Raw genomic sequence first — 21,120 nt, 5'->3', positions numbered from 1 at the left:
CGCCGTCTGCGAGGCAGACTTTCGATGCAGGCCTTTTCATCGTTTACTTGATCCTTCCGCCTCCCAGGATGTACTCCCCGTCATAGAACACCGCGGCCTGTCCCGGTGTGACGGCCCGCTGGGGTTCCTCAAAGGTGCAGGTCACCTGGTCCGCCCCGGTCTTCTCAATCCTTCCCCATACGCCCTTATGGTTGTAGCGGATCTTCACAAAGACGCGTCTGGGTTTTTCAAGGTCTTCCACAGACATAAAGTTCAGATCCGACACCGTCAATGACTCTGCCAGAGATTCCTCATAATTTCCGATGACCACTTCCCGGGTATCCGGCCGGATCTCCAGGACAAAGGCGGGATACCCAAGCGCCAGGCCCAGCCCTTTGCGCTGCCCCACCGTATAATGGATGATCCCCTTGTGGGGGCCTAATACCCTGCCCTCTGCGGTCACAAAGTTCCCTTTGGGGATCTCCCTTCCCGCGTGCTTCTCGATGAAAGACGCATAGTCTCCGTCCGGCACAAAGCAGATGTCCTGGCTGTCCGGTTTTTCCGCCACGCCCAGGCCGATTTTCTCCGCAATCCTGCGGATTTCCTCCTTGGAAAAATCCCCCACAGGCATCAGGGTCCGCCTGAGCTGCTCCTGGGTCAGGCTGTACAGCGCGTAGGTCTGATCCTTGGCCGGGACGGCGGAACGGCGGATGGAATACCTGCCGTCTGGAAGCTGCTCCACCCGCGCATAATGCCCGGTGGCAATATAATCCGCCCCGATGGCCAGGCTCCGCGTAAGGAGGGCTTCCCATTTTACATGACGGTTGCAGGCGATGCAGGGATTGGGGGTGCGCCCCTGGAGATATTCTTCCATAAAATAGTCGATCACCTGCGTCTGAAACTCCTGCCGGAAGTTCATCACATAATAGGGAATGTCCAGTTTGGCCGCCACGCGTCTGGCGTCTTCCACCGCGGACAGGCCGCAGCATCCCCCGTTTTCCTCCTGAAATTCCCTGGCTTCCTCCTGCCAGATCTGCATGGTGACCCCGATCACCTCATGGCCCTGTTCCTTTAACAGATATGCGGCCACGGAGGAATCCACGCCCCCGGACATTCCCACTACTACCCTGCTCATCAGTATTCCTCTTCTTCCTCTTCTTCGCCCTCATGGATATCTGATTTCGGTTTTTCCAGCCCTTCAATCTTGATGCCGTTCTTTTCCGCATAATCCCAGAGCGCCGCATGGATGGCCTCCTCCGCAAGAAGGGAGCAGTGCACCTTCACCGGCGGCAGTCCGTCCAGCGCTTCCATCACCGCCTTGTTGGTGACTTCCATCGCCTCCTGCACACTCTTGCCCTTCACCAGCTCCGTGGCCATGCTGCTGGTTGCCACGGCGGCGCCGCAGCCGAAGGTCTTGAACTTGACGTCGCGGATGATCTGGTTTTCGTCGATATCCAGATAAATGCGCATGATGTCCCCGCATTTTGCATTGCCCACCGTGCCTACACCGCTGGCATTTTCGATCTCCCCTACATTCCTTGGATGCTCAAAGTGATCCATTACTTTTTCTGTATACATAAGTCCTTCCTCTTTTCTTTCCCAGATTTCCAGGCCCGCTCTTTTCAGGACCGGCTCTTTTCTTTTTTTATAAAATCCTCGTACAGAGGGGACATTTCCCTCTGAATCTGTATGATCTCCTTCAATGCGTCTACCACGTAATCCGCGTCTTCCTTCGTAGTCTCCTCGCTCAGCGTCATGCGCAGGGAGCCGTGGGCAATCTCATGGGGAAGCCCGATGGCCAAAAGCACATGGGAGGGATCCAGGGAACCGGATGTGCAGGCCGAGCCGCTGGACGCGCAGATCCCTTTTCTGTCCAGCCGGATCAGCAGGGATTCTCCTTCCACAAACCGGAAGCTGAAATTCACGTTATTGGGAAGCCGCATGGTGCGGTCCCCGTTCAGGCGGCAGTATGGGATCTCCTTCTCAATCCGGGAGATCATGTAGTCTCTGACTTCCCTTTCCCGGGCGGTGCGCTCCTCCATGGTCCGTGCTGCACGCTCCGCAGCCGCGCCGATCCCTACGATACCCGGCACATTTTCCGTCCCGGCACGGCGCTTTCTCTCCTGGGCGCCGCCGTGGATAAAGGAGCGGATCTTCACCCCTTTGCGGATGTACAGAAAACCGATCCCTTTAGGCCCGTTGAACTTGTGTCCGCTTGCACTCAGCATGTCGATGTGCATCTCATCCACGCAGATGGGCACCTGGCCGAATGCCTGGACCCCGTCCGTATGGAACAGGACGCCGTGCTCATGGGCGATCTGCCCAATCTGTTCCACCGGCTGAATGGTGCCGATCTCATTATTCGCAAACATAATGGAGATCAGGATTGTATCCTCCCGGATGGCGGCCCTAAGCTGCTCCAGATCAATGAATCCCGCTTCGTCCACATCCAGATACGTCACCTCGTAGCCCCGCTTTTCCAGATACTCGCAGGTATGCAGGATGGCGTGGTGCTCGATACGGCTGGTAATGATGTGCTTCCCCTTGGCCGCGTAAGCCTCTGCTGCGGCTACCAGCGCCCAGTTGTCGGACTCGCTTCCTCCCGCCGTAAAATAGATCTCCTCGGTCTTTGCCCCCAGGATTCCGGCGATCTTCTCCCTGCAGCCGGTGATCACCTCTTTATTTGCAGCAGCAAATCCATAGATGCTGGACGGATTGCCGTAATGCTCCGTAAAATAGGGGAGCATGGCCTCCACCACCTCCGGCGCCGTCTTGGTTGTGGCCGCATTGTCCAGATAAATTCTTTTTTCCATATCCCTATTCCTCCTGAAATGTAATGCGCTGTTTTTTGTAAAACTGTAAAACTCCGGCAGCGAAACCCTGTGTCTGGATCCCTTCGCCGCGGTTCTTTAATTTTTGCAGATATTCCGGTCAGGCGCGTCCTGGCAGCCCCGTTTGCGGCTCTCCGCCACCAACTGGTCCAGCATGATCTCATCCACTGTCCGGTTGATGCTCTCATTGATCCTCTGCCAGACATACTTTGTCACGCAGCTGTCCGCGATCTGGCAGCCCTCCTCCGGGTTCAGCCCGGAGCATTCCACCGGGTCCAGGCTTCCTTCCAGCGCCCGCAGGATATCCCCCACGGAAATATCCGCAGCGTCCCTGGCAAGCACATAGCCTCCGCCCGCGCCCCGCAGGCTTTTCACAAGGTCGCCTTTTTTCAGCATCGACATCAATTGTTCCAGATAACGCTCCGAAATATTCTGCCGGTCCGAAATGCTGGTGATGGATACCGGCGCTTCCCCGCTGTACTGCGCAAGGTCGATCAGCGCGCGCAGCCCGTATCTGCCCTTTGTTGATAATTTCAACCTTATGCCCTCTACTTCCCAACGTTTTAATTCCGATTGTTTCAATCCCTAGCATTTTAATTCCTATTACTTTACTAGGATATCTTTCCGTAATGTAGAATAACACCTGTCTCATGTTCTGTCAAGACAAAATTCGGAATATCCTGTAAAAACAGGTTACGATTCACAGCGAAAAAAATCTCCGGGCACATTCCAGGCTGTGAATATTTTCCATCATATGCGAAGGAGTTTTCCATGTCCAGAAAACAAACCATCATCCGCGGGACCATCATTCTGACCATCACCGGATTTTTAAGCCGGTTCATGGGCTTTTTCTACCGCATTTTTTTGAGCCGCACCTTCGGGGAGGAAGGCGTAGGGCTGTACCAGCTCATTTTTCCCGTTTATGCGCTCTGCTATTCCCTCACCACCGCCGGGATCGAAACCGCCATCTCCAGAACCGTGGCGCGTAAAATTTCCCTCGGCAGGGAGCGGGAAGCGCGGGAGTTTCTTCTCACCGGACTTTCCCTCTCCTTTTTCCTGGCCTGTATCTGCATGGTGGCCATGCAGAAAAACGCAGGTTTCATCGCCTCTGAGATCCTGGGCGATGAACGCTGCGTCCCTTTACTTACCATCTTATCCTATACGGTTCCCTGTTCCGCCGTACATAGCTGCATCTGCGGGTACTGCTACGGGCTGAAGCAGACCTCCATTCCGGCGGCCGCCCAGCTGATCGAGCAGAGCACCCGCATCGCCGGAGTCTATCTGCTCTACCGGGTGCTGATCCGTAATCAGGGAAATGCCCCTGTCACCATTGCCGTCTGCGGCCTTGTGATCGGCGAATTTTTTTCCGCCCTGTACACCACCACCATCCTGCCCGGTTTCTTAAAAGGCCGCAGCATCACCCAGATCCTGCGCCGGCGGGCTTCCTCCGGGCTCCCGGCAGGGCGGGCATTTCCGTCCATGACGACGGGAATCCTGTGCCGGAGGCTGAAAGAGCTGCTTCCCCTTTCCGTCCCCCTGACCGCAAACCGGGTGCTGATCAACCTGCTGCAGAGCATCGAAGCCATCTCCATTCCCGGACGTCTGCAGCGGTTCGGGCTTGACACCTCCCAGGCTTTGAGCCTCTACGGCGTGCTCAACGGCATGGCACTGCCCTGCATATTGTTTCCCTCCGCGGTGACCAGCTCCATTTCCATCATGCTGATGCCCACGGTGGCTGAGATCCAGGCTTCCGATGACCGCAGCGAGATGCTCGACATCATCAAAAAAGTGACCGGGGCCTGCTTTACCTTGGGACTCTTCTGCTGTCTCACCTTTCTGCTGTTCGGCTCCTGGATCGGCCTTGCCCTGTTCGGCAGCCGGACCGCCGGAAAGTTCATCCTCACCCTGGCCTGGATCTGCCCCTTCCTTTACACCAACAGCGCCCTCTCCAGCATCATCAACGGTCTGGGAAAAACAGGCAGCACCCTGTTCGTCAACACATTCAGCCTTCTGATCCGGATCTTCGGGGTGTTCTACGCCATCCCCCTGTTCGGAATCCAGGGATATCTCTGGGGACTTTTGATCAGCCAGCTTGCCGCCACCCTGCTGTCCGTCTGGATCATCTATCAAAACACAGGAAGAAAGGGGGCCCTCTGATCCGCCTTTTTACACCTCCCCTTACGCGCCGGCCGTCGTCCGCACCAGCCTTTCGCCCATCCGGCTGAGCAGCTCGTTTGTAATGCTCTCCCCCCTTTCGGCCAGATCCTCGGCCCTCACCTGGAGTTTGTTGTCCCTGCCGATCAGCGTGGCCGTATCTCCCACACAGACCCCTTCTATGCCGGTGATATCCACCATAAGCTGGTCCATGCAGATCCGCCCCACCACCGGCGCGCTCTGCCCCCGGATGACTGCCTTAAGCCGGCCTGCGGAAAGGTTTCTGGGCAGTCCGTCCCCATAGCCTGCCGGAAGCACCGCGATCCGGCTCTCCCTGTGGGCGGTAAAGGCTCTGCCGTAGCCTACACTCTCGCCTTTTTCGATGTGCCGGATGAGAACCACCCGGGATTTCAAAGAGAGCACCGGCCGCAGGTCCAGATCAAGCCTTGTCTGTGCACCCAGGGAGCTGTACACGCCGTAGAGGGCGATCCCGGCCCGCACATAATCACAGGACAGTTCCGGATAGTTTAAAAGCCCGTAGCTGCTCTGTATATGTACCTTAGGAATGGAGATCCCGTTTTCCTCCAGCATTCCCAGCAGTTCATAGAAGCTCCCGATCTGCCCCTCGGTAAACCCCACGTCCTCCTGTTTTAAGCTGTCTGCCGCGCAGAGATGGGTGTAGATCCCCTGGATATTTAAGTTTCTCATGGAACATACCCTGACGATCTTTTCTGCGTCCTCCTTGTCGAAGCCCAGCCTGTGCATTCCTGTATCCACCTTGATATGGACCTTCACAGGCCGCCTCTGCCGGTTTAAAAGCCGGGCGTACTGATACCCGATCAGAGTCTGGGTCAGGTCGTATCCGGCCAGTTCCCCGGCCCTTTCCGGATGGGTATACCCCAGGATCAGGATTTCACCGGAAATGCCATAGCGGCGCAGCCGGATTCCTTCCTCGATGGTGGCCACCGCAAACGCACGGACGCCCATCCGGGCAAGCGTCACCGCCGTCTCATACATGCCGTGCCCGTAAGCTTGTGCCTTCAGCACTGCCATCAGCTCACATCCTGGCTGCATTGCCTTTTTTAGGGTTTCTGCATTGTGCCTGAGATTGTCCAAATCCAGTTCGATCCAGGCCCTCTCCTTCCCGGGAACCCGGGAAATGCCCCTGTTTCGCTTCCTCCTCTTGGACAGGGCTGCGGCTCCGACGGCAACTGCGGCGGACAAAAGGACGACTGCCAGGAAATGTACCAGACTGTTCTCGATCAGCAGCTTTTCCAGGCCGGAGAGCTTCGCCCCAAGCCGGACTCCCACGATCAGAACCGGATGGATGATATAGAGCACAAGCGCACAGGTCCGCAGCCCTTCCCTGCGGCTTCCCCGCCAGGCAATGAGCAGCCGGAACAGGAAGTACATACACGGCAGCAGAAACAAGTACATGCTGTCGTGTCTGGGAATGCCGGCTCCATGGAGCAGCGTCCCCTCCCAGCACATCAGCAGGAAGGAAAGGAAGAAGCCCGCCCCGGCGGACTGCAGCGGACACCCTTTTCCCCGGGCACATTCCTCCGCCGCCATTCCGCCCATCACGAAAAATACAGGTGCAAAGAAGAGGCCGTTTCTCGTATAATCCATCACCTCAAAAAGCTGTCCGTAAAACCCGTTCAGCGGCGAAATCCCCGCAGCCAGGCCGTAATAGCTGTCCCCAAACAGCCCGATCCCATAGAGAAGCAGCGCCGTCAGCAGCGCCTTTTTAAGTCCCAGCTTTCTCACGGCAAGCCAGGCAATCCCGGCCCCCAGCATGGAGGCGGGAAGATACCACAGGTGATAAAGGGTGCCGTCGAAGATCAGGTCTTGAAGCAGCTTCGGCAGAAGGTGCGCCCCGGAAAAATATCCGTTATACAAGTTCAGCGGAAGGCAGACTAAGATGGAAATCCCATAGATCACCGCCGTTTTTTTGAGAAATGTTTTTAGTTTCCGGTTGTCGAAGGCATATTGGGAGATCAGGAAAAATCCCGATGCCATCATGAAAAAAGGCACTGCCACCCGGGCCGCGATCCGTGTCAGAAAAAAATCCGCCCCTTCGCTTATGGAGGCCAGGGGAGAGGTGTGGATTGCAATCACAAGCAGCGCCGCCCCCAGCCGAAAATAATCAATTCCTGTATATGCTGTTCTGTCGTTCATATTCTCATCTCCAATTTGATAGTATATAGAAAGGCGGCAGTCTTTCCGTGTGGGGACAATTTCCGTCTTTGTTTTACAGATCCCCCGGCGCGCCCGCTGCCGGCAGCGGAATGGTCACGATAAACCCGTCCACGTTGTTTCCGGATACCATATAGAGCGAATCCTCAGGCAGCTCGATCTCCGTCGTCCCCTGTTTGTCTGCCTGTATAAAAAAGATTTCCGCAGGCCGGCTTCCCTTCATCCACCGCAGCGGGCTGCCGGGAGAATACTGCCTGATAAACGTCATGTATTCCTCCAGCGTAAAACCGTGCCGGCTCATGATCTCGGAGTGGGGATACCCCACATACCGGAAATGCCATGGCTCATGTCCGATTCCCGTGACTTCTTCCTTCCCCTTCGGATAGCGCTCGATGAAACCGTAGCCCGGAGCCGTCCTGCGGAATTGGCCGCAGATCCCCTCGTAGGGAAATTCCGGGCAGATAAAGTCTATGACCTCCTGCTTTAATCCCAGATCCACCGCCAGCCCGGTCTGGTGCTCGCTGTGATTGGGAACCGCCACAAATCTGCGGGTAAATTCCTCCCCGTTTTCCTCCAGGGACGTCTGGAAGATCTCGGTCTGTTCCGCTGCGGAGCGGTAGCCGCTTACCGGCACAATGGCGTCCCCGCAGCCAAGCTTTTCAAAAATCAGGTGCAGAATATACACCGCCTCCCGCATCATCAGGACGTCGGGATATTCCGTGTTGACCGGCAGCAGCCGTTCCTCCCCGCACTCCCGCAGGGGGTGGTCCGCGTTGACCAGAAGCAGGCTTCCTTCGTATATTTTTTCTTCCGACAGTTTGATATGCATCATTCGTACAGTCCCAGCAGCCTGTCCAGCAGTTCCCCGAAGGTCAGGCCGATTCCTTTCATCATATTTGGATAACGGCTGTGGGCGGTGAACCCTGGAATGGTATTCACTTCGTTAAAAACGATCTCCCCCGCACCGTTGAAAAACATGTCTACCCGGGCAAATCCGGAGCATTCCAGCGCCCGGTATATGGTCTTTGCGGCCTCCTGAATCCGCTCTTCATCCTCCCTGCTGATTCTGGCCGGCATATGGATGCTGGATGTTTTCAGTGTATATTTCTCCGTATAATCGAAAAATCCGTCGGTCAGCTCGATCTCATCCACCCTTCCTACAAGCAGCTCCTTTGTTCCCAGCACCGCGCAGCCCACCTCAAAGCCGTCGATGCCCTCCTCAATTACCACCTTGTCGTCGTGCTCCAGGGCAAGCCTGAGAGCCGGTTTCAGCTCCGCTTCCCCGGAAATCTTCGTGATCCCGAAGGAGGATCCTGCCCTGGCCGGTTTTACAAACAGGGGATAGGCCAGTCCCTTTACCGCTTCTCTCAAGTCCTCTGTGCTGCATCTGGAGAGAGTCACCGACTTAGGCACCGCGATCCCCGCCCCTGCAGCGAGCCGGTGGGCCAGATCCTTGTCCATGCACAGTGCGGAGGACAAGGTGCCGCATCCCACCACCGGAATGCCTGCCAGTTCAAACAGCCCCTGTACCGTGCCGTCCTCCCCGTTTTTTCCGTGCAGCACAGGAAATGCCAGATCCAGCCGAATCCTTTTGATCCCCTCTGGACGCAGTTCCAGCAGGCCGGGCCGGGTCCGGCTCTGGGACACCGCCGCAGGAGTCAGATTCCCCCCATCCCTGTGCCAGGAATCATTCTGAATCTGCGCAATGCCGCCGTTGTAGCGGTACCAGTCCCCCTGTCTGGTGATCCCGATCTTGACTGCCTCATACTTTTCGGCGTCCAGGTTCGCCAGAACCGAACATGCGGACTGCAGCGATACCTCATATTCCGTGGAGCATCCTCCAAAAATGACAGCGATTGTTTTTTTATCCATTTTTATTCTCCTCCTATATCCATACATCCAGTCATACAGCAGGGCGCGCCGCGCCTTGCACAAGGCCTGTTTGATGCAATGGAGGAAAAAGAGCTCCTCTCAACGCGCTTTTTCATATGCAAAAACAGCACCCTTTGTTCTGACACAGAAATTGTATCAAAATAAAGAGTGCTGTTTTTTTGTTTATTCCGAATGTTTTCCTACTTTTTTATTCCGAAATTCTTAGGATTTTCTTAACATAAGTATTATTTCAGACACTCGACGATATTACAATAATTTTACCGCAATCCCTTGTAAATACTGGGCTTTCGGAACATTGATAACCTCTTTTCACTTTATGAAAATATGAATAAACTTTAAATACGTTAGCGACAAATTAGCGACAAAATCTTCGGCCCGGAATTGAACTTTATTCCGGGCTGTCAGTTATCTTTTCTTGTGTGCAAATAAGGACACATTATTGCTCGTTCTTCTTAATAAACTCCGCCAGACAGACAGGATTCGAACCTGCACGCCCTGCCGGGCGGCTGCCGGAATCGGCACACCTTACCATTCAGTCACTGTCCGGCTTCGGGCTTATCACGCCCTTGATCGTCTCGCCCAAGTCCATCCCAAACACGTCCCGCATGGCAATTCCATTTTCCGTCATATCCCGGATCTTGGATGCGTCCAGTTCTCCGGTATACTGTCTGACCAACGCCATAGACTGCGCCACATCGTTGATATCTTCCCCATAATTATTCCGGTGCAGGTCATCCATGACGAACTTGTAGATCCGCATCTCTTCCGTGGTCGCTCCTGTGCTTGCCCGGAACTGCTTCTGCGCTGTTTCCAGGCTCATCATGGACTGCGCCGCGGATACCGCGGTATCTTTTACCACATTGACCATCGAATTGACCAGGTTTGTCTTTACAACTGTACCAAAGTCAACAGTCACTGCTTCCGCTTTCTTGACTTCTTTCCCGAACTCATCAATAGAGGAAGCGCATTTGTCCGTGGAATTGCGGGCTTCATCCATATAAGCCGCATTTTTATTCAGCGCCGCAGATGCGCGAATGGTCTGGGCTTCCGCCGTGTTCAGCTTCGTCTCCCAGTCCCGGATCTTGTTTCCCGCAGTCTTATAGTTCTGCTCTCCTTTGGAAATGGCGGCATTGACTTCTTTCAGTGCCGCCTCTTCCTTTTTCAGTTCCTGGGACAAGGCGTTCACCGCTTCTTCCTGGGCTTTCATAGCATCCTCAGAAGCATCCCCCGCCTTCGTCATCTCCTCCAGCCGATCCGTGGCGGTCTTATACTCTGCTTTCAGCTCCTCCACTCTCTTCGTATGAGTGTCCTGCTCTTTGTTCAGAACAGAAAGGCCGTCAGCCACCTTCTCATAATTCTGCTTTGCGTGCTCTAAGCCTTTGCGGACTTCTTCTTCCTTTCTCTGCTGCCCTTCACACTGCGCTTTCACCAGTCCCATTTCTGATTTTAAGGAGGATAATGTCTTGTTGCAGCTTGTGACATTCTGGTTAAACTCTTTTTCACCGTCCAGCGTAATCAGGGCGCCTATCTTTTTTGCCGCCAATTTTTTCACCTGCCTTATCTACATGAAAACACCACCCATTTCTGAGTGGTATCTGCTTTTCGCTGTTTTTGTTTTTTTCTACATAAATTTCGGTTAAAAAACTAATTCCTTTTTCTTGACATACGTATTCACACGTACTATAATTCAATTATAGAAAGGAGCATGTATGAAAACCTCGGAGCTACTAAAAATACTTAAGAAAAATGGCTGCTATCTTCTCAGGCATGGCAAGCGTCATGACATCTGGTACAGCCCGATATCCAACAAAAAATTTTCAATTCCAAGGCACAAGGATGAAATAAAGTCCGGAACACAAAAAAGCATTCTGGAAGATGCGGGAATCCAATAATTCCCCATTCTTCTCTTAATAGAAAGGAGTTTTAATCATGGCAAAATATGCTTATCCTGCAGTTTTTACTCCAGAGGAAGATGGAGGATTCTCCATCAAGTTTCCTGATCTGGAAGGTTGTTATACCTGCGGTGACGATATGGTCGATTCCATTGCAATGGCAGAAGATGCCCTTGCTCTTGTCCTTTATGAATATGAAAAAGATGGAAGGGAAATACCATTTCCGTCCAGTGAATCCTCCATTTCTCTTTCAGATAATGAATTTATAAATTTTATTGCCTGCGATACTTTAGAATACAGGAAAATGTACAATAACCGATCGGTGAAAAAAACTCTCACCATTCCTGAATGGCTAAATGAAGCCGCTGTTGCAATGGATTTAAACTTCTCGCAAGTTTTACAGGAAGCCCTTATTTCCAAAATACGAATATAGCCCTGTCTCTCTCCTGGATAAAAAATGTTCAAAAAAACCACCTGATTCAAAACAGGTGGTTTTTACAATCTTATTTTCTTTTCCTTTTGATCGTCCCGATCGGAACGTGCCATAATCTCTTCCCAATGTAGAAAACAACCAGTCCGATGAATACCAGTACCGCAAATTCAGGAGTACAAAACATGCACAGCAGTAAAATGATTCCCGTGATCAACTGTATCCAGGCTTTTCTTCTCTCCTTCATGCTTCATTCCTCCCCGCTTATTTTGCACATGTAAAATTAGTTTACGAATACTGGAAGCAATTAAACTTTCCTTATTTTTCTCTTTTGGACATTCAATAGATATTAATTTCCCGTCAATATATGTTTCTCTGAATACACAACCAGTTTCATAATATAAATCCATAACTGTTTTATTTCCTTCTACATCATACTTGATTTTATGCACCCCTTCTCTCACACCACCTCCTTCTCTTCCACACTGACACACCCTTGCATAAGATAATCCATACTTGTTCCGAAGATTATTGCCATTTGTTTTAATTTCTTACTTGGCACATCTCTTTCTTCATTTATCCAGTTATAATAGGTTTTCAGAGAAACATTTAGTTTTTCAGATAAATCTTCTTTAGTGAATTGATTTCTTACTCTTTCGGCCTCAACATTTACCAGCATTAGGTACCCTCCTTTCATCGTTATCTATCTGTTTCAAGTACCTTTTATTATCTTTATACACTTTTTTCAGATACATATCAATACTTTTTTTGAAAATATGTATCTTTTTTTGGTACATTTATGTTGACATTTTGAAATTTATTACATATAATCAAACCGTAAGGAGGTGCACAGCGTATGAGTTTTGGCGATAGACTTATAAAGACAAGAAAAGAACACGGATACACAAGAGAAGCATTAGCGCAAGAATTAGGAATTTCTAAATTTACCCTTAGAAACTATGAGCTAAATGCAACCGAACCAGGTCATACCTTTTTAAAGCTGATTTCAGATTTCTTTAACGTTTCTGTTGATTATCTGATGGAATTAACAGATGAAAAAGAAGTACTACATACTTTCCGATTACGCTCTTCCGAACAAAATATGATAGAACAATACCGCACTCTCGACCCTCACGGAAGAGACATGGTAGATACAGTACTTCAAAAAGAAGTCGAGCGCATGGAGTCACTGGAAAAAGAACCGGCGCCTGACCCCACCGCGCACATCTACCCCTACCTCGGAAAGATCGCCTGCGCTGGTACCGGTTTCTACTTCGATGACATCCCAACGGACACGATCGAGGCCCCTTATGTGGAAGGCGCTGATTTTATCATTGGGGTAAGCGGCGAATCCATGGAGCCAGATTACCATGACGGTGAAAAGCTCTACGTCCGGAAAGTGGAATACCTTAGGAACGGCGATGTAGGCATCTTCACCATAGGGAATGAATGCTTCCTGAAAGAACTTGGCGAAGATGGCCTGATATCCAGAAATAAGAATTATGATGATATACCGGGAGATGAAAAGGTTCGGCTGATAGGAAAGGTAATTGGGAAGGTTGAGGTATAACCAATTTATTAAAATCCAAGTAAGAAAGGAGATTGTATTATGAGTGAAAAAGAACAGTTAAAACAGATTATAGACCGGCTGCCGGATTATAAACTCGCATATGTCGCAAATCTTATTATGGGCATTGAAAAGACTAACATTGAGGAAATAGAGCCGGATGAATGGGATTTAGAAATGATAGAGCATGCAAAAAAGATAAATGACGGCCACGGTATTCCAATAGAAACGCTAGCATCTGAATTAGGAGTAAAACTATGAAATATAAAATTATCATCCAAAAAGCTGCTGAAAAGTTTCTTAAAAAACAACCCAGAAAAAACCAAGAACGATTGTTAATCGCAATATACAAACTGCCAGAAGGAACAGATATAAAAAAAATTGCAAGGTCATAACATATATAGGGATGAGAGTCGGAAATATGAGAATTTTATATACTGTCGATGAAATAATCAAAATAATATCTGTGGAAGAAATAGACAACCGCGGGGACATCTACAAAAGATTATAATTGAACGTGACCGAAGAATATCTTCTGGAATGTATAGAATGCTACCAGGATAAATATGGAACGATGAAAAGCATTGATAATTATACTATATGCTTCATCCCCTATCCTACAGTGATGAAAATGGTATGACATAATATTCTATATCTAAAGGGGAGGATTGAAAGAATAATGCAAATACAATATAGCAAAAAAGCAGTTAAATATATAAATTCTGCTGACAAACCAACAAAGAAGAGATTAAAGAGCGCAATTGAAAAAATTCCATTTGGAGACGTCAAAAAATTGCAAGGCGTAGATGATGGTTACCGGCTTCGCGTTGGGGATTTAAGGGTACTATTTTCAATGGAAGATGACAAAATTTTTATTGATAATATAATACCCAGAGGTCAGGCTTATAAAAAATTATAGGGAGGCATAGCATGAGCAAAGAAACACTGAAAAATTTAATTGAATTAGTTCCAGAAAATGATATTGATGTTCTTTATAGGGTTATTATAAAATTCATTCCAGAGGTAAAGCCCGAACCAGATGAGATTGAAGCTCTTTTGGAAGGCAGAAAAGACAGAGCTGAAAACGGAACAATTCCACATGAAGCAATAAACTGGGACTAAACCATAAAATTTATAAAATAGGAATGTATTTATCGCGAATGCTTTATATGAATGATTCTGATGCAGAAAATGTGTGTAATATTGGATATAAAAGTTTTCAGACATCAATGTTAATCAAAACAATATTGAAAGGACGTGACCACATGCCATTACCACAAAAACAAGTTTACACATCAGAAGACTATTGGAACCTTCCGGACGGCCAGCGTGCGGAGCTGATCGATGGGAAGCTGTATGCCATGGCACCGCCGAATCGGATACATCAAAAGCTGGTCATGGAGCTGGCATCAGTAATTCATAATCACATAAAGAATAAATCTGGTTCCTGTGAAGTATACCCAGCCCCATTTGCAGTGAATCTTAATGCAGACGACAGCACTTGGGTTGAACCCGATATCAGTGTTATTTGCAACAAAAGCAAACTATCTGACCGCGGATGTGACGGCGCCCCCGACTGGATTATTGAAATCATTTCCCCCAGTACACAAAGCCTGGATTATCTGAAAAAGCTATGGCTCTATCAAAAAGCTGGTGTTCGGGAGTATTGGATTGTCAACCCTATAACGCATGTTGTAAATGTATTTGATTTTGAATATGATGAAAAAAATATACAATATAGCTTTGATAATACGATCCCTGTTTGCATTTATGAAGATTTAAGCATATGCATATCTGATTTAATATAGAAAACCGCCCCTGCGCCAACAGGAACGGCTTTCAGATTCATCCGGAGATGATACCATGGCACGTAAAAAGAAATACCCCAAACTCCCAAACGGCTACGGCTCCATCAAAAAACTGTCCGGAAAGCGCCGGAATCCCTATGGCATCTATCCGCCTGCCACAGATCTGATCGCCCCCGGCCAGTACGCCCCCGTGAAAGCGATCTGTTACGTGGACGATTACATGAAGGGGTTCGCCGTACTGACTGCCTGGCATGCTGGAACCTATTACCCGGGATTTGAGCGTACCCTGAACGGCTTCGATCAGAGCCGAACCCTGAACAGCGCCATGGACAATATCCTGTTGGATTACCTGCAGTCAGCAAGGGTTGAACAGAACAAAGAGAAAACCGCTACCTTTGCGGAAGTGTATGAGGGATTTTATAGAGATAAATATGAGGATTCGAAAAAGACATATTCCAAGGCAAGTATGAATTCCACCCGTGCAGCTTTCAAAAATTGCGCCGAATTACATGACAAGCCTTTTGCTGACCTGCAGAACGTCATAGATAATTGCCCAAAAAAGCATTCATCTTTAGAGCTGATCCTGTCCCTCTTCCACCAGATGTACGCTTATTCTGAAAAGTTTGAGCTCTGTGAAAAGGATTATTCTGTACATGTCAAGATAAAGAAGGCAGAGGATGACGAACACGGCATCCCATTTTCTGAGGATGAGCTTGCAATACTCTGGCAGCACAAGGAGGATCCTGTCGTGGAATTTCTTCTAATCATGTGCTATTCCGGGTACCGGATAAAAGCGTATGAAGCCATTGAGGTAAATCTGAAAGAAAAATATTTCCGGGGCGGAGTAAAGACTGATGCCGGAAAAGACCGCATTGTCCCGATACACTCCGGAATCTATTCGCTAGTGAAGCGCCGTACAAAGAATCAGGATGTAATTCTCGATGTAACTCCAGGTACCTTTCGGAACAGGATGTATGAAACTCTGGAACGGATCGGGATACAGAGACATACTCCCCATGATGCCAGGCACACATTCTCCATGCTCTGTGAAAAATATCAGGTGAATGAAAATGATCGGAAGCGTATGCTTGGACATGCTTTCCAGGATATTACAAATAAGATCTATGGACACAGGACGGTTGAAGAACTCCGCAGAGAAATTGAAAAGATTGAAATTCCTGTAAAAAACAGCACATAAATTTACTTACGTTAGTGACACGTTAGCGACAAATACAACGAAAAAGCCCATAAATACGGGCTTTTTAAAATTTCATCTTAGGATTTTCTTAACAGGCCGAATCGAAGGTTCATACCGGACAGACGCTTCCCTCCCCGTCCGGGTCATTCAAGCCGCACCGCCCGGGATCGTCACCTCAAATTCGATGCTCTCGTCCTCGCTCCTGGCCGCAATCGTCCCCTGGTGCAGTTCTACGATCTCTTTCGCAATGGCAAGTCCCAGGCCCGCGCCGCCGCTTCGGGAGCTCCGCGCGGAATCTAGACGGTAGAACTGTTCAAAGATCCGATCCAGCTTTTCCTTCGGGATCGTATTGCCGCGGTTGAAAAAACTGATCCTGAGCTGTTCTCCCTCCTGCTGCACGCAGATTCGGATTGTCCCGCCTTCAAAGCTGTAGTTGACCGCATTTCTCAGAAGGTTGTCAAAAACACGCTGCATCTGGTTCACATCGCACCTCAACGGGATATCCGGCGCCGCCTCCAGGCTGCAGGACAGGTTCTTCTCCAACAGCATGGGCCGAAATTCGTAGGTAAGCTGTTCCAGCAGCCGGGTCAGGTTCACATTGCTATATTCCAGCGTAATGCCTGACAGGCTGAACCGGGTGATTTCAAAAAATTCATTGATCAGATCTTCCAGCCGTTCCGCCTTTTCCAGGGAAATGGACAGATATTTTTCTCTCAGCTCCTCCGAGATCTGCCCCTCGTCCCGCAGCAGGGTCAGATATCCGATCACGGAGGTCAGCGGCGTTTTCAGATCGTGGGCAAGATAGACCACCAGGTCGTTTTTCCGCTGCTCCGCCGCTGCCGCTTCCGACTTCCGCCGCTCCAAAGTATGCCGGATGTGATTGATCTTCCGCTCTGTCAGGGCCAGTTCCGGCGAAAGGATAATTTCTCCGGAGAGTTCCTCCACCAGGGCGTCAATGCCGCGGTTGATCTCGTAAAAATATTTTGTAAAACTCTTCAGATAGATCCACAAGCTGACGAGAAACACTGCGAAAAAGGCGAATGCCATAAACCATTCCATATAGTTTCGAAACACCTGCTGATAAAGGTCCAGTGCTCTGTTATAATCCCGGAAAACCACGCGGTCCAGAAATCCAACCACCCAGTTCGCAAACCGTCCCCGCAAAAAAGCATCCACAAAAATATACAGCAGAACCAAATCCGCAAACAGGAGCAGCATTGTACGAAAAAATATCGTCATCCGCATCTGCCTGTACTGGCTGCTGTCTCTCTTCTGCTTCTCTTCTCTGCCTGTTCCTCTTCTCTTATTCAACCGTATACCCCACTCCCCACACTGTTTTTATGAATTTTGGATGCCTGGCGGGTTCTTTTAACTTTTCCCGCAGCCTCCCGATGTGCGCCATTACGGTATTGTTGTTGTCAATATAGGCTTCCCCCCAGACTTTCTCGAACAGCTCCTCGGAGGAGATCACATTTCCCCGCTGCCCGCACAGATACCAGAGAATGGAAAACTCAATGGGCGTCAGCGCAATTTCCCTTCCATACAGCGTACATTTATGGGTATTTTTGTTGATCACCAGACCCCGGATATCATACTCCTCTGCCGGCTGCGCGCGATCCTCCTTAGAGGCTGCGCCCTGGTTATACTGCACATACCGCCGAAGCTGGGTCTTAACCCTTGCCACCACCTCCAGCGGGTTAAAGGGCTTTGTAATATAATCGTCCGCCCCGATGGTCAGACCCATGATCTTATCCATATCCTCTCCCCGGGCAGTCAGCATGATAATGGGGTAATAATACCGTTCCCGGATCTTCTGGCAGATCCGAAATCCGTCGATATCCGGAAGCATGACATCCAAAATGGCCAGGTCAAAGGGCTTTGATTCGATATATTTCAGGGCTTCTATACCGTTATAGCACTTCTGTACCGTATAACCGTCATTCTGAAGGCAGACTTCGATCAGGTCCGCAATTTCCTTTTCATCATCCACAATCAGTATATTTCCCTCCATAGATCTGTTTCCTCTCTCGTTTTCTTATTTTAAAGAATGCCTAAAAATGCTTTCATCCATACCGGATTGACATAGGACTCCAGGATCAGCCCCATCATCAGCATCAGGGCCACAAACACCGTTTTCTGGCGGTTCCACCGGTTTCTGGGATACATCCAGCAGTACCAGAGCACTACGATGCAGGCCGGGATATAGCACAGGAAATGGGGCAGAATCCCCACGACGCAGAGGATGATCCCCTTCACGCCCATGCCCACCACGGCCATGGTCAGCAGCATCCCGCTGGAAAAGCCCGTCCAAAGCAGGAAAATGACTGCCGCAATTTTCCGCATCCTGGTAAATGCCAGGCCGGCCAGCAGCGCAGCCGGAAACAGGCGCACCCTCACCAGATACAGCATATATTCCCCTGCGATAATGTCCACAGCCGCATACTGCCTGAGAAAATAGGTGCTGAAAATTCCCGGCTCCGCGATATACTGTTTTACTATAAAGTTGACATATAAGATCCCCAGCAGAAATCCCGGCAGAAAAAATGCCAGCATCTGCTTCTTGGAATGAAGTATCTTCACAGAATTTCCTCCCATCGTCCCGATACTTCATTATATGCCGGTCATGGTTCGTAAATGCCTGACCCGAAGAAACTCCTGCGAACCTTGCAGCGGGTTTCATGTTACTATTTTTATCCGACTGTGAATAGTAACGTTTAATGCAACTCCGCAGAATTTTCTCATTGGCAATGCCAAGGGAAGAGACAATGCGGCTGTATCACCGATTAATGCCATACCGTACAGGCAGAAACAGCAGATGCAGGCTTCACCGTTCATCACGCAATACTATTTCAGGTATACTTAGCCGCATATGCAAGCAGGGAGGATACGGTCTTGCCGTCCTCAATCTCTCCGGAAAAGATCTTTTCTTTCAGTTCCTCAATCGTGAAGGCTTCCAGGTCAATGAACTCGTCCTCATCCAGATGCTGTTTGGAAGGGATCAGGTTTCTTGCCACATAGACTTCGATTCTCTCGTTGCAGAAAGCCACCGTCGTGCGGAGTGTGAGCAGCCATTCCAGGTTCTCGCAGCGGTATCCGGTCTCTTCTTCCAGCTCCCGCCCCGCGCACACGATTCCCGGTTCATCCTCCGCGTCCAGCGCTCCCGCCGGGATCTCCAGGGTATATCTGTCCAGCGCGTTCCGGTACTGCCTGACCATCAGGATCTTTCCATCCTTCGTCACCGGTACCACAGCCGCCGCCCCTTTATGTTTGATGAAATCCCACAGCGCCGTATGGCTCCCGTTGATCTCCATTGTATCCTGATAAAATTCAAGGATGGTCCCTTTATACTTCAATTCTCTTTTTATACGTTTGATCTGTTCACTCATAATGTCTGCTCCTGTTTTTGTTTTTCATCCGGGATTCCCTGCGATCGTGTAAAGAAAAGCCCCTGTCTTACGACAAGGGCTGTACTTTCATAAGCCGGTTCGATCACTGCTACTTCGCATAGTCAGTCACCCGCGATTCGCGGATCACATTTACCTTAATCTGCCCCGGATATTCCAACTCATACTCAATCTGCTTTGCAATATCCCTGGCCATAAGTACCATATCATCATCCGATACCTGCTCCGGAACTACCATAACTCGAATCTCTCTACCTGCCTGAATAGCAAAAGACTTGTCTACACCTTTAAAATGATTGGTGATCTCTTCTAATTGTTTTAATCTGTTTGTGTATGTTTCGATGGTTTCTCTTCTGGCCCCCGGCCTTGCCGCCGAAATCGTGTCAGCAGCCTGGATCACACACGCAATCAAAGTCTGGGGCTCTACATCTCCGTGGTGGGATTCCACCACATTGATCACTGTCGGGGATTCCTTATACTTCCTGCAGAGATCCGCGCCAATCTGGATATGTGATCCCTCCACGTCGTGGTCGATGGATTTCCCGATGTCATGTAAAAGACCCGCACGCTTCGCCATACGGACATCCAGCCCGATCTCCCCGGCCAGCAGACCGGAAAGCTGCGCAACCTCGATAGAATGCCGCAACGCGTTCTGCCCGTAGCTTGTACGGAACTTCATACGTCCCAGCAAGCGGATCAACTCCGGATGGATTCCCGGCACGCCAACTTCCAGCGCCGCCGCTTCTCCTTCTTCCCGGATCATTACATCCACTTCCTTCTGCGCCTTTTCCACCATCTCCTCGATCCTTGCCGGATGGATACGGCCGTCTACGATCAGACGTTCCAGCGCAATCCTTGCAACCTCTCTGCGAATCGGATCAAAACCGGACAGTACGACTGCTTCGGGCGTATCGTCTATGATCAGTTCTACACCTGTCAGCGTCTCAAGAGTACGGATGTTCCGTCCCTCCCTGCCGATAATCCTTCCCTTCATCTCATCGCTTGGAAGCTGTACGACTGAGATTGTGGTCTCAGCCACATGATCCACCGCGCATCTCTGGATTGCGTTGACAACGTACTCTTTTGCCCGCTTGTCTGCGTCTTCCTTCGCCTGCATCTCCAGATCCCTGACCATCCTGGCCGTGTCATGCTTCACATCATCTTCAACAGTTTTCAACAGATATTCTTTTGCTTGTTCGGAGGTAAGTCCTGAGATTCTTTCCAGTTCCTGTACTCTCTTTTGTTCGAGCTCCTCCACTTTGATCTCTCTCTGCTTCAGTTGCTCTTCCCGCGCTGTAAATTTTGCTTCGCGATGTTCCATTGCATCTGCACGTTTATCGACAGACTCTTCCTTCGCTAACACGCGCTTCTCATAGCGCTGCAGTTCGGTTCGCCTCTCCTTCGTCTCCTTCTCAAGGTCATTCTTCGTCCGGATGGACTCTTCTTTGACCTCCAGCAGAGCTTCCTTCTTCGCTGCTTCAGCAGTTTTCACGGCATCGTCGATGATCTCTCTCGCCCTGGTCTCCGCATTCCCGATCTTCGAGTTCGCATCATTCTTCAGCTTGGAGACTGTGGCACGATAGGTGACAACGCCTGTTATCAACGCGAGGGCTACAGCAATAACAATACACCATGCTATTGGTATTGGCACAGGAGCACCTCCTTATTCAATTTTCATTGTACATTTAAAGAAATACAACAGTTAAATTTTATACTGTTTTCACAACTCTGTCAAGCATTCTTGTCAGATTTTTGGTAAAGGTTTTAA

At 49.8% G+C, this 21,120-nt stretch carries 25 protein-coding genes and 1 tRNA gene; 10 read left to right on the top strand and 16 right to left on the bottom strand.

Annotation, left to right across the window (positions count from 1 at the left end):
• Positions 1-43: 43 nt before the first annotated feature.
• The 4 genes from mnmA to EBB54_RS07165 all read right to left on the bottom strand — a co-directional run bounded on the left by mnmA (position 44) and on the right by EBB54_RS07165 (position 3,347).
• Positions 44-1,114 carry a tRNA 2-thiouridine(34) synthase MnmA gene (mnmA, locus tag EBB54_RS07180; RefSeq protein WP_125126920.1) on the bottom strand — a complete coding sequence of 357 codons (1,071 nt, stop codon included), beginning with the start codon at positions 1,112-1,114 and terminating at the stop codon, positions 44-46.
• On the bottom strand, positions 1,114-1,557 hold the full coding sequence (gene nifU, locus EBB54_RS07175) for a Fe-S cluster assembly scaffold protein NifU (protein WP_004068444.1): 444 nt from the start codon (positions 1,555-1,557) through the stop codon (positions 1,114-1,116). Before nifU ends, mnmA begins: the two co-directional genes overlap by 1 nt.
• A 44-nt stretch (positions 1,558-1,601) precedes the next feature.
• Entirely contained in the window at positions 1,602-2,792 is a 1,191-nt protein-coding gene (gene nifS / locus EBB54_RS07170) for a cysteine desulfurase NifS (RefSeq protein WP_125126919.1), read from the bottom strand.
• A gap of 96 nt (positions 2,793-2,888) precedes the next feature.
• Complete coding sequence (locus EBB54_RS07165) at positions 2,889-3,347, bottom strand: RrF2 family transcriptional regulator (protein ID WP_004068448.1); 459 nt, start codon at positions 3,345-3,347, stop codon at positions 2,889-2,891.
• A 234-nt stretch (positions 3,348-3,581) separates the two neighbouring features.
• Here EBB54_RS07165 and EBB54_RS07160 point away from each other — a divergent pair, with 234 nt between their 5' ends.
• Entirely contained in the window at positions 3,582-4,967 is a 1,386-nt protein-coding gene (locus EBB54_RS07160; protein WP_125126918.1) for a polysaccharide biosynthesis protein, read from the top strand.
• A 21-nt stretch (positions 4,968-4,988) separates the two neighbouring features.
• Here the strand turns inward: EBB54_RS07160 and vanT are convergent, their stop codons facing one another.
• The 5 genes from vanT to EBB54_RS07140 all read right to left on the bottom strand — a co-directional run bounded on the left by vanT (position 4,989) and on the right by EBB54_RS07140 (position 10,596).
• A complete protein-coding gene (gene vanT, locus EBB54_RS07155; RefSeq protein ID WP_125126917.1) occupies positions 4,989-7,142 on the bottom strand; it encodes a serine racemase VanT catalytic subunit in 2,154 nt (717 codons plus the stop codon).
• Positions 7,143-7,215: 73 nt separating this feature from the next.
• Positions 7,216-7,992: a M15 family metallopeptidase gene (locus EBB54_RS07150; RefSeq protein WP_125126916.1), complete on the bottom strand. Its 777-nt coding sequence runs from the start codon at positions 7,990-7,992 to the stop codon at positions 7,216-7,218.
• Positions 7,989-9,032: a D-alanine--D-serine ligase VanG gene (vanG, locus tag EBB54_RS07145; RefSeq protein ID WP_004068453.1), complete on the bottom strand. Its 1,044-nt coding sequence runs from the start codon at positions 9,030-9,032 to the stop codon at positions 7,989-7,991. The genes EBB54_RS07150 and vanG overlap by 4 nt, the downstream gene beginning before the upstream one ends.
• Before the next feature lie 486 nt (positions 9,033-9,518).
• Positions 9,519-9,599, bottom strand: a tRNA-OTHER gene (locus tag EBB54_RS30095).
• A complete protein-coding gene (locus EBB54_RS07140) occupies positions 9,586-10,596 on the bottom strand; it encodes a hypothetical protein (RefSeq protein ID WP_243127576.1) in 1,011 nt (336 codons plus the stop codon). The genes EBB54_RS30095 and EBB54_RS07140 overlap by 14 nt, the downstream gene beginning before the upstream one ends.
• Positions 10,597-10,762: 166 nt before the next feature.
• On the opposite strand from EBB54_RS07140, the gene EBB54_RS07135 reads away from it, so the two are divergent.
• Entirely contained in the window at positions 10,763-10,945 is a 183-nt protein-coding gene (locus tag EBB54_RS07135) for a type II toxin-antitoxin system HicA family toxin (protein ID WP_125126915.1), read from the top strand.
• Positions 10,946-10,982: 37 nt separating this feature from the next.
• Entirely contained in the window at positions 10,983-11,378 is a 396-nt protein-coding gene (locus EBB54_RS07130) for a type II toxin-antitoxin system HicB family antitoxin (RefSeq protein ID WP_004075959.1), read from the top strand.
• Between the two features lie 167 nt (positions 11,379-11,545).
• Here the strand turns inward: EBB54_RS07130 and EBB54_RS30375 are convergent, their stop codons facing one another.
• Both EBB54_RS30375 and EBB54_RS07125 read right to left on the bottom strand, forming a co-directional pair.
• Positions 11,546-11,839 (bottom strand): hypothetical protein, encoded by a 294-nt coding sequence (locus EBB54_RS30375; protein ID WP_162307047.1) that lies wholly within the window; start codon positions 11,837-11,839, stop codon positions 11,546-11,548.
• Positions 11,836-12,054, bottom strand: a complete 219-nt coding sequence (locus EBB54_RS07125) for a helix-turn-helix domain-containing protein (protein WP_162307106.1) — start codon at positions 12,052-12,054, stop codon at positions 11,836-11,838. The genes EBB54_RS30375 and EBB54_RS07125 overlap by 4 nt, the downstream gene beginning before the upstream one ends.
• 177 nt (positions 12,055-12,231) lie before the next feature.
• On the opposite strand from EBB54_RS07125, the gene EBB54_RS07120 reads away from it, so the two are divergent.
• From EBB54_RS07120 to EBB54_RS07090, 7 genes are all read left to right on the top strand, one after another.
• Positions 12,232-12,945, top strand: a complete 714-nt coding sequence (locus EBB54_RS07120) for a helix-turn-helix domain-containing protein (RefSeq protein ID WP_125126913.1) — start codon at positions 12,232-12,234, stop codon at positions 12,943-12,945.
• Positions 12,946-12,984: 39 nt separating this feature from the next.
• Positions 12,985-13,203 carry a hypothetical protein gene (locus tag EBB54_RS07115; protein WP_125126912.1) on the top strand — a complete coding sequence of 73 codons (219 nt, stop codon included), beginning with the start codon at positions 12,985-12,987 and terminating at the stop codon, positions 13,201-13,203.
• A complete protein-coding gene (locus tag EBB54_RS31090) occupies positions 13,200-13,337 on the top strand; it encodes a hypothetical protein (protein WP_243127575.1) in 138 nt (45 codons plus the stop codon). Before EBB54_RS07115 ends, EBB54_RS31090 begins: the two co-directional genes overlap by 4 nt.
• A gap of 284 nt (positions 13,338-13,621) precedes the next feature.
• A complete protein-coding gene (locus EBB54_RS07105; RefSeq protein WP_125126911.1) occupies positions 13,622-13,861 on the top strand; it encodes a type II toxin-antitoxin system RelE family toxin in 240 nt (79 codons plus the stop codon).
• 11 nt (positions 13,862-13,872) lie between these two features.
• Complete coding sequence (locus tag EBB54_RS07100) at positions 13,873-14,064, top strand: hypothetical protein (RefSeq protein ID WP_125126910.1); 192 nt, start codon at positions 13,873-13,875, stop codon at positions 14,062-14,064.
• Between the two features lie 143 nt (positions 14,065-14,207).
• The gene (locus EBB54_RS07095; protein WP_125130657.1) at positions 14,208-14,750 is read left to right on the top strand and encodes a Uma2 family endonuclease; all 543 of its coding nucleotides are present in this window, start codon (positions 14,208-14,210) and stop codon (positions 14,748-14,750) included.
• A gap of 55 nt (positions 14,751-14,805) precedes the next feature.
• Positions 14,806-15,948 (top strand): tyrosine-type recombinase/integrase, encoded by a 1,143-nt coding sequence (locus tag EBB54_RS07090; protein WP_125126909.1) that lies wholly within the window; start codon positions 14,806-14,808, stop codon positions 15,946-15,948.
• A gap of 147 nt (positions 15,949-16,095) precedes the next feature.
• Here the strand turns inward: EBB54_RS07090 and vanS are convergent, their stop codons facing one another.
• From vanS to rny, 5 genes are all read right to left on the bottom strand, one after another.
• Positions 16,096-17,193: a vancomycin resistance histidine kinase VanS gene (gene vanS, locus EBB54_RS07085; RefSeq protein WP_125130654.1), complete on the bottom strand. Its 1,098-nt coding sequence runs from the start codon at positions 17,191-17,193 to the stop codon at positions 16,096-16,098.
• Between the two features lie 58 nt (positions 17,194-17,251).
• Positions 17,252-17,959: a VanR-ABDEGLN family response regulator transcription factor gene (gene vanR / locus EBB54_RS07080; RefSeq protein WP_125126908.1), complete on the bottom strand. Its 708-nt coding sequence runs from the start codon at positions 17,957-17,959 to the stop codon at positions 17,252-17,254.
• A 29-nt stretch (positions 17,960-17,988) separates the two neighbouring features.
• A complete protein-coding gene (locus tag EBB54_RS07075) occupies positions 17,989-18,528 on the bottom strand; it encodes a stage II sporulation protein M (protein ID WP_125126907.1) in 540 nt (179 codons plus the stop codon).
• 269 nt (positions 18,529-18,797) lie between these two features.
• On the bottom strand, positions 18,798-19,334 hold the full coding sequence (locus EBB54_RS07070) for an NUDIX hydrolase (RefSeq protein WP_125126906.1): 537 nt from the start codon (positions 19,332-19,334) through the stop codon (positions 18,798-18,800).
• Positions 19,335-19,443: 109 nt separating this feature from the next.
• The gene (gene rny / locus EBB54_RS07065; protein ID WP_408640793.1) at positions 19,444-20,979 is read right to left on the bottom strand and encodes a ribonuclease Y; all 1,536 of its coding nucleotides are present in this window, start codon (positions 20,977-20,979) and stop codon (positions 19,444-19,446) included.
• Positions 20,980-21,120 lie beyond the last annotated feature (141 nt).

The sequence above is a fragment of the Schaedlerella arabinosiphila genome, from assembly GCF_003885045.1.
Classification (GTDB): Bacteria; Bacillota; Clostridia; order Lachnospirales; family Lachnospiraceae; genus Schaedlerella; species Schaedlerella arabinosiphila.
This window is presented reverse-complemented; position numbering and strand designations above follow the sequence as displayed.

Excerpts from the sequence above, each read along its gene's own strand:
- mnmA (WP_125126920.1), bottom strand. The coding sequence starts at position 1,114 with ATGAGCAGGGTAGTAGTGGGAATGTCCGGGGGCGTGGATTCCTCCGTG.
- nifU (WP_004068444.1), bottom strand. The coding sequence starts at position 1,557 with ATGTATACAGAAAAAGTAATGGATCACTTTGAGCATCCAAGGAATGTA.
- nifS (WP_125126919.1), bottom strand. The coding sequence starts at position 2,792 with ATGGAAAAAAGAATTTATCTGGACAATGCGGCCACAACCAAGACGGCG.
- EBB54_RS07160 (WP_125126918.1), top strand. The coding sequence starts at position 3,582 with ATGTCCAGAAAACAAACCATCATCCGCGGGACCATCATTCTGACCATC.
- vanT (WP_125126917.1), bottom strand. The coding sequence starts at position 7,142 with ATGAACGACAGAACAGCATATACAGGAATTGATTATTTTCGGCTGGGG.
- EBB54_RS07150 (WP_125126916.1), bottom strand. The coding sequence starts at position 7,992 with ATGATGCATATCAAACTGTCGGAAGAAAAAATATACGAAGGAAGCCTG.
- vanG (WP_004068453.1), bottom strand. The coding sequence starts at position 9,032 with ATGGATAAAAAAACAATCGCTGTCATTTTTGGAGGATGCTCCACGGAA.
- EBB54_RS07135 (WP_125126915.1), top strand. The coding sequence starts at position 10,763 with ATGAAAACCTCGGAGCTACTAAAAATACTTAAGAAAAATGGCTGCTAT.
- EBB54_RS07130 (WP_004075959.1), top strand. The coding sequence starts at position 10,983 with ATGGCAAAATATGCTTATCCTGCAGTTTTTACTCCAGAGGAAGATGGA.
- EBB54_RS07125 (WP_162307106.1), bottom strand. The coding sequence starts at position 12,054 with ATGCTGGTAAATGTTGAGGCCGAAAGAGTAAGAAATCAATTCACTAAA.
- EBB54_RS07120 (WP_125126913.1), top strand. The coding sequence starts at position 12,232 with ATGAGTTTTGGCGATAGACTTATAAAGACAAGAAAAGAACACGGATAC.
- EBB54_RS07115 (WP_125126912.1), top strand. The coding sequence starts at position 12,985 with ATGAGTGAAAAAGAACAGTTAAAACAGATTATAGACCGGCTGCCGGAT.
- EBB54_RS31090 (WP_243127575.1), top strand. The coding sequence starts at position 13,200 with ATGAAATATAAAATTATCATCCAAAAAGCTGCTGAAAAGTTTCTTAAA.
- EBB54_RS07105 (WP_125126911.1), top strand. The coding sequence starts at position 13,622 with ATGCAAATACAATATAGCAAAAAAGCAGTTAAATATATAAATTCTGCT.
- EBB54_RS07100 (WP_125126910.1), top strand. The coding sequence starts at position 13,873 with ATGAGCAAAGAAACACTGAAAAATTTAATTGAATTAGTTCCAGAAAAT.
- EBB54_RS07095 (WP_125130657.1), top strand. The coding sequence starts at position 14,208 with ATGCCATTACCACAAAAACAAGTTTACACATCAGAAGACTATTGGAAC.
- EBB54_RS07090 (WP_125126909.1), top strand. The coding sequence starts at position 14,806 with ATGGCACGTAAAAAGAAATACCCCAAACTCCCAAACGGCTACGGCTCC.
- vanS (WP_125130654.1), bottom strand. The coding sequence starts at position 17,193 with ATGCGGATGACGATATTTTTTCGTACAATGCTGCTCCTGTTTGCGGAT.
- vanR (WP_125126908.1), bottom strand. The coding sequence starts at position 17,959 with ATGGAGGGAAATATACTGATTGTGGATGATGAAAAGGAAATTGCGGAC.
- EBB54_RS07070 (WP_125126906.1), bottom strand. The coding sequence starts at position 19,334 with ATGAGTGAACAGATCAAACGTATAAAAAGAGAATTGAAGTATAAAGGG.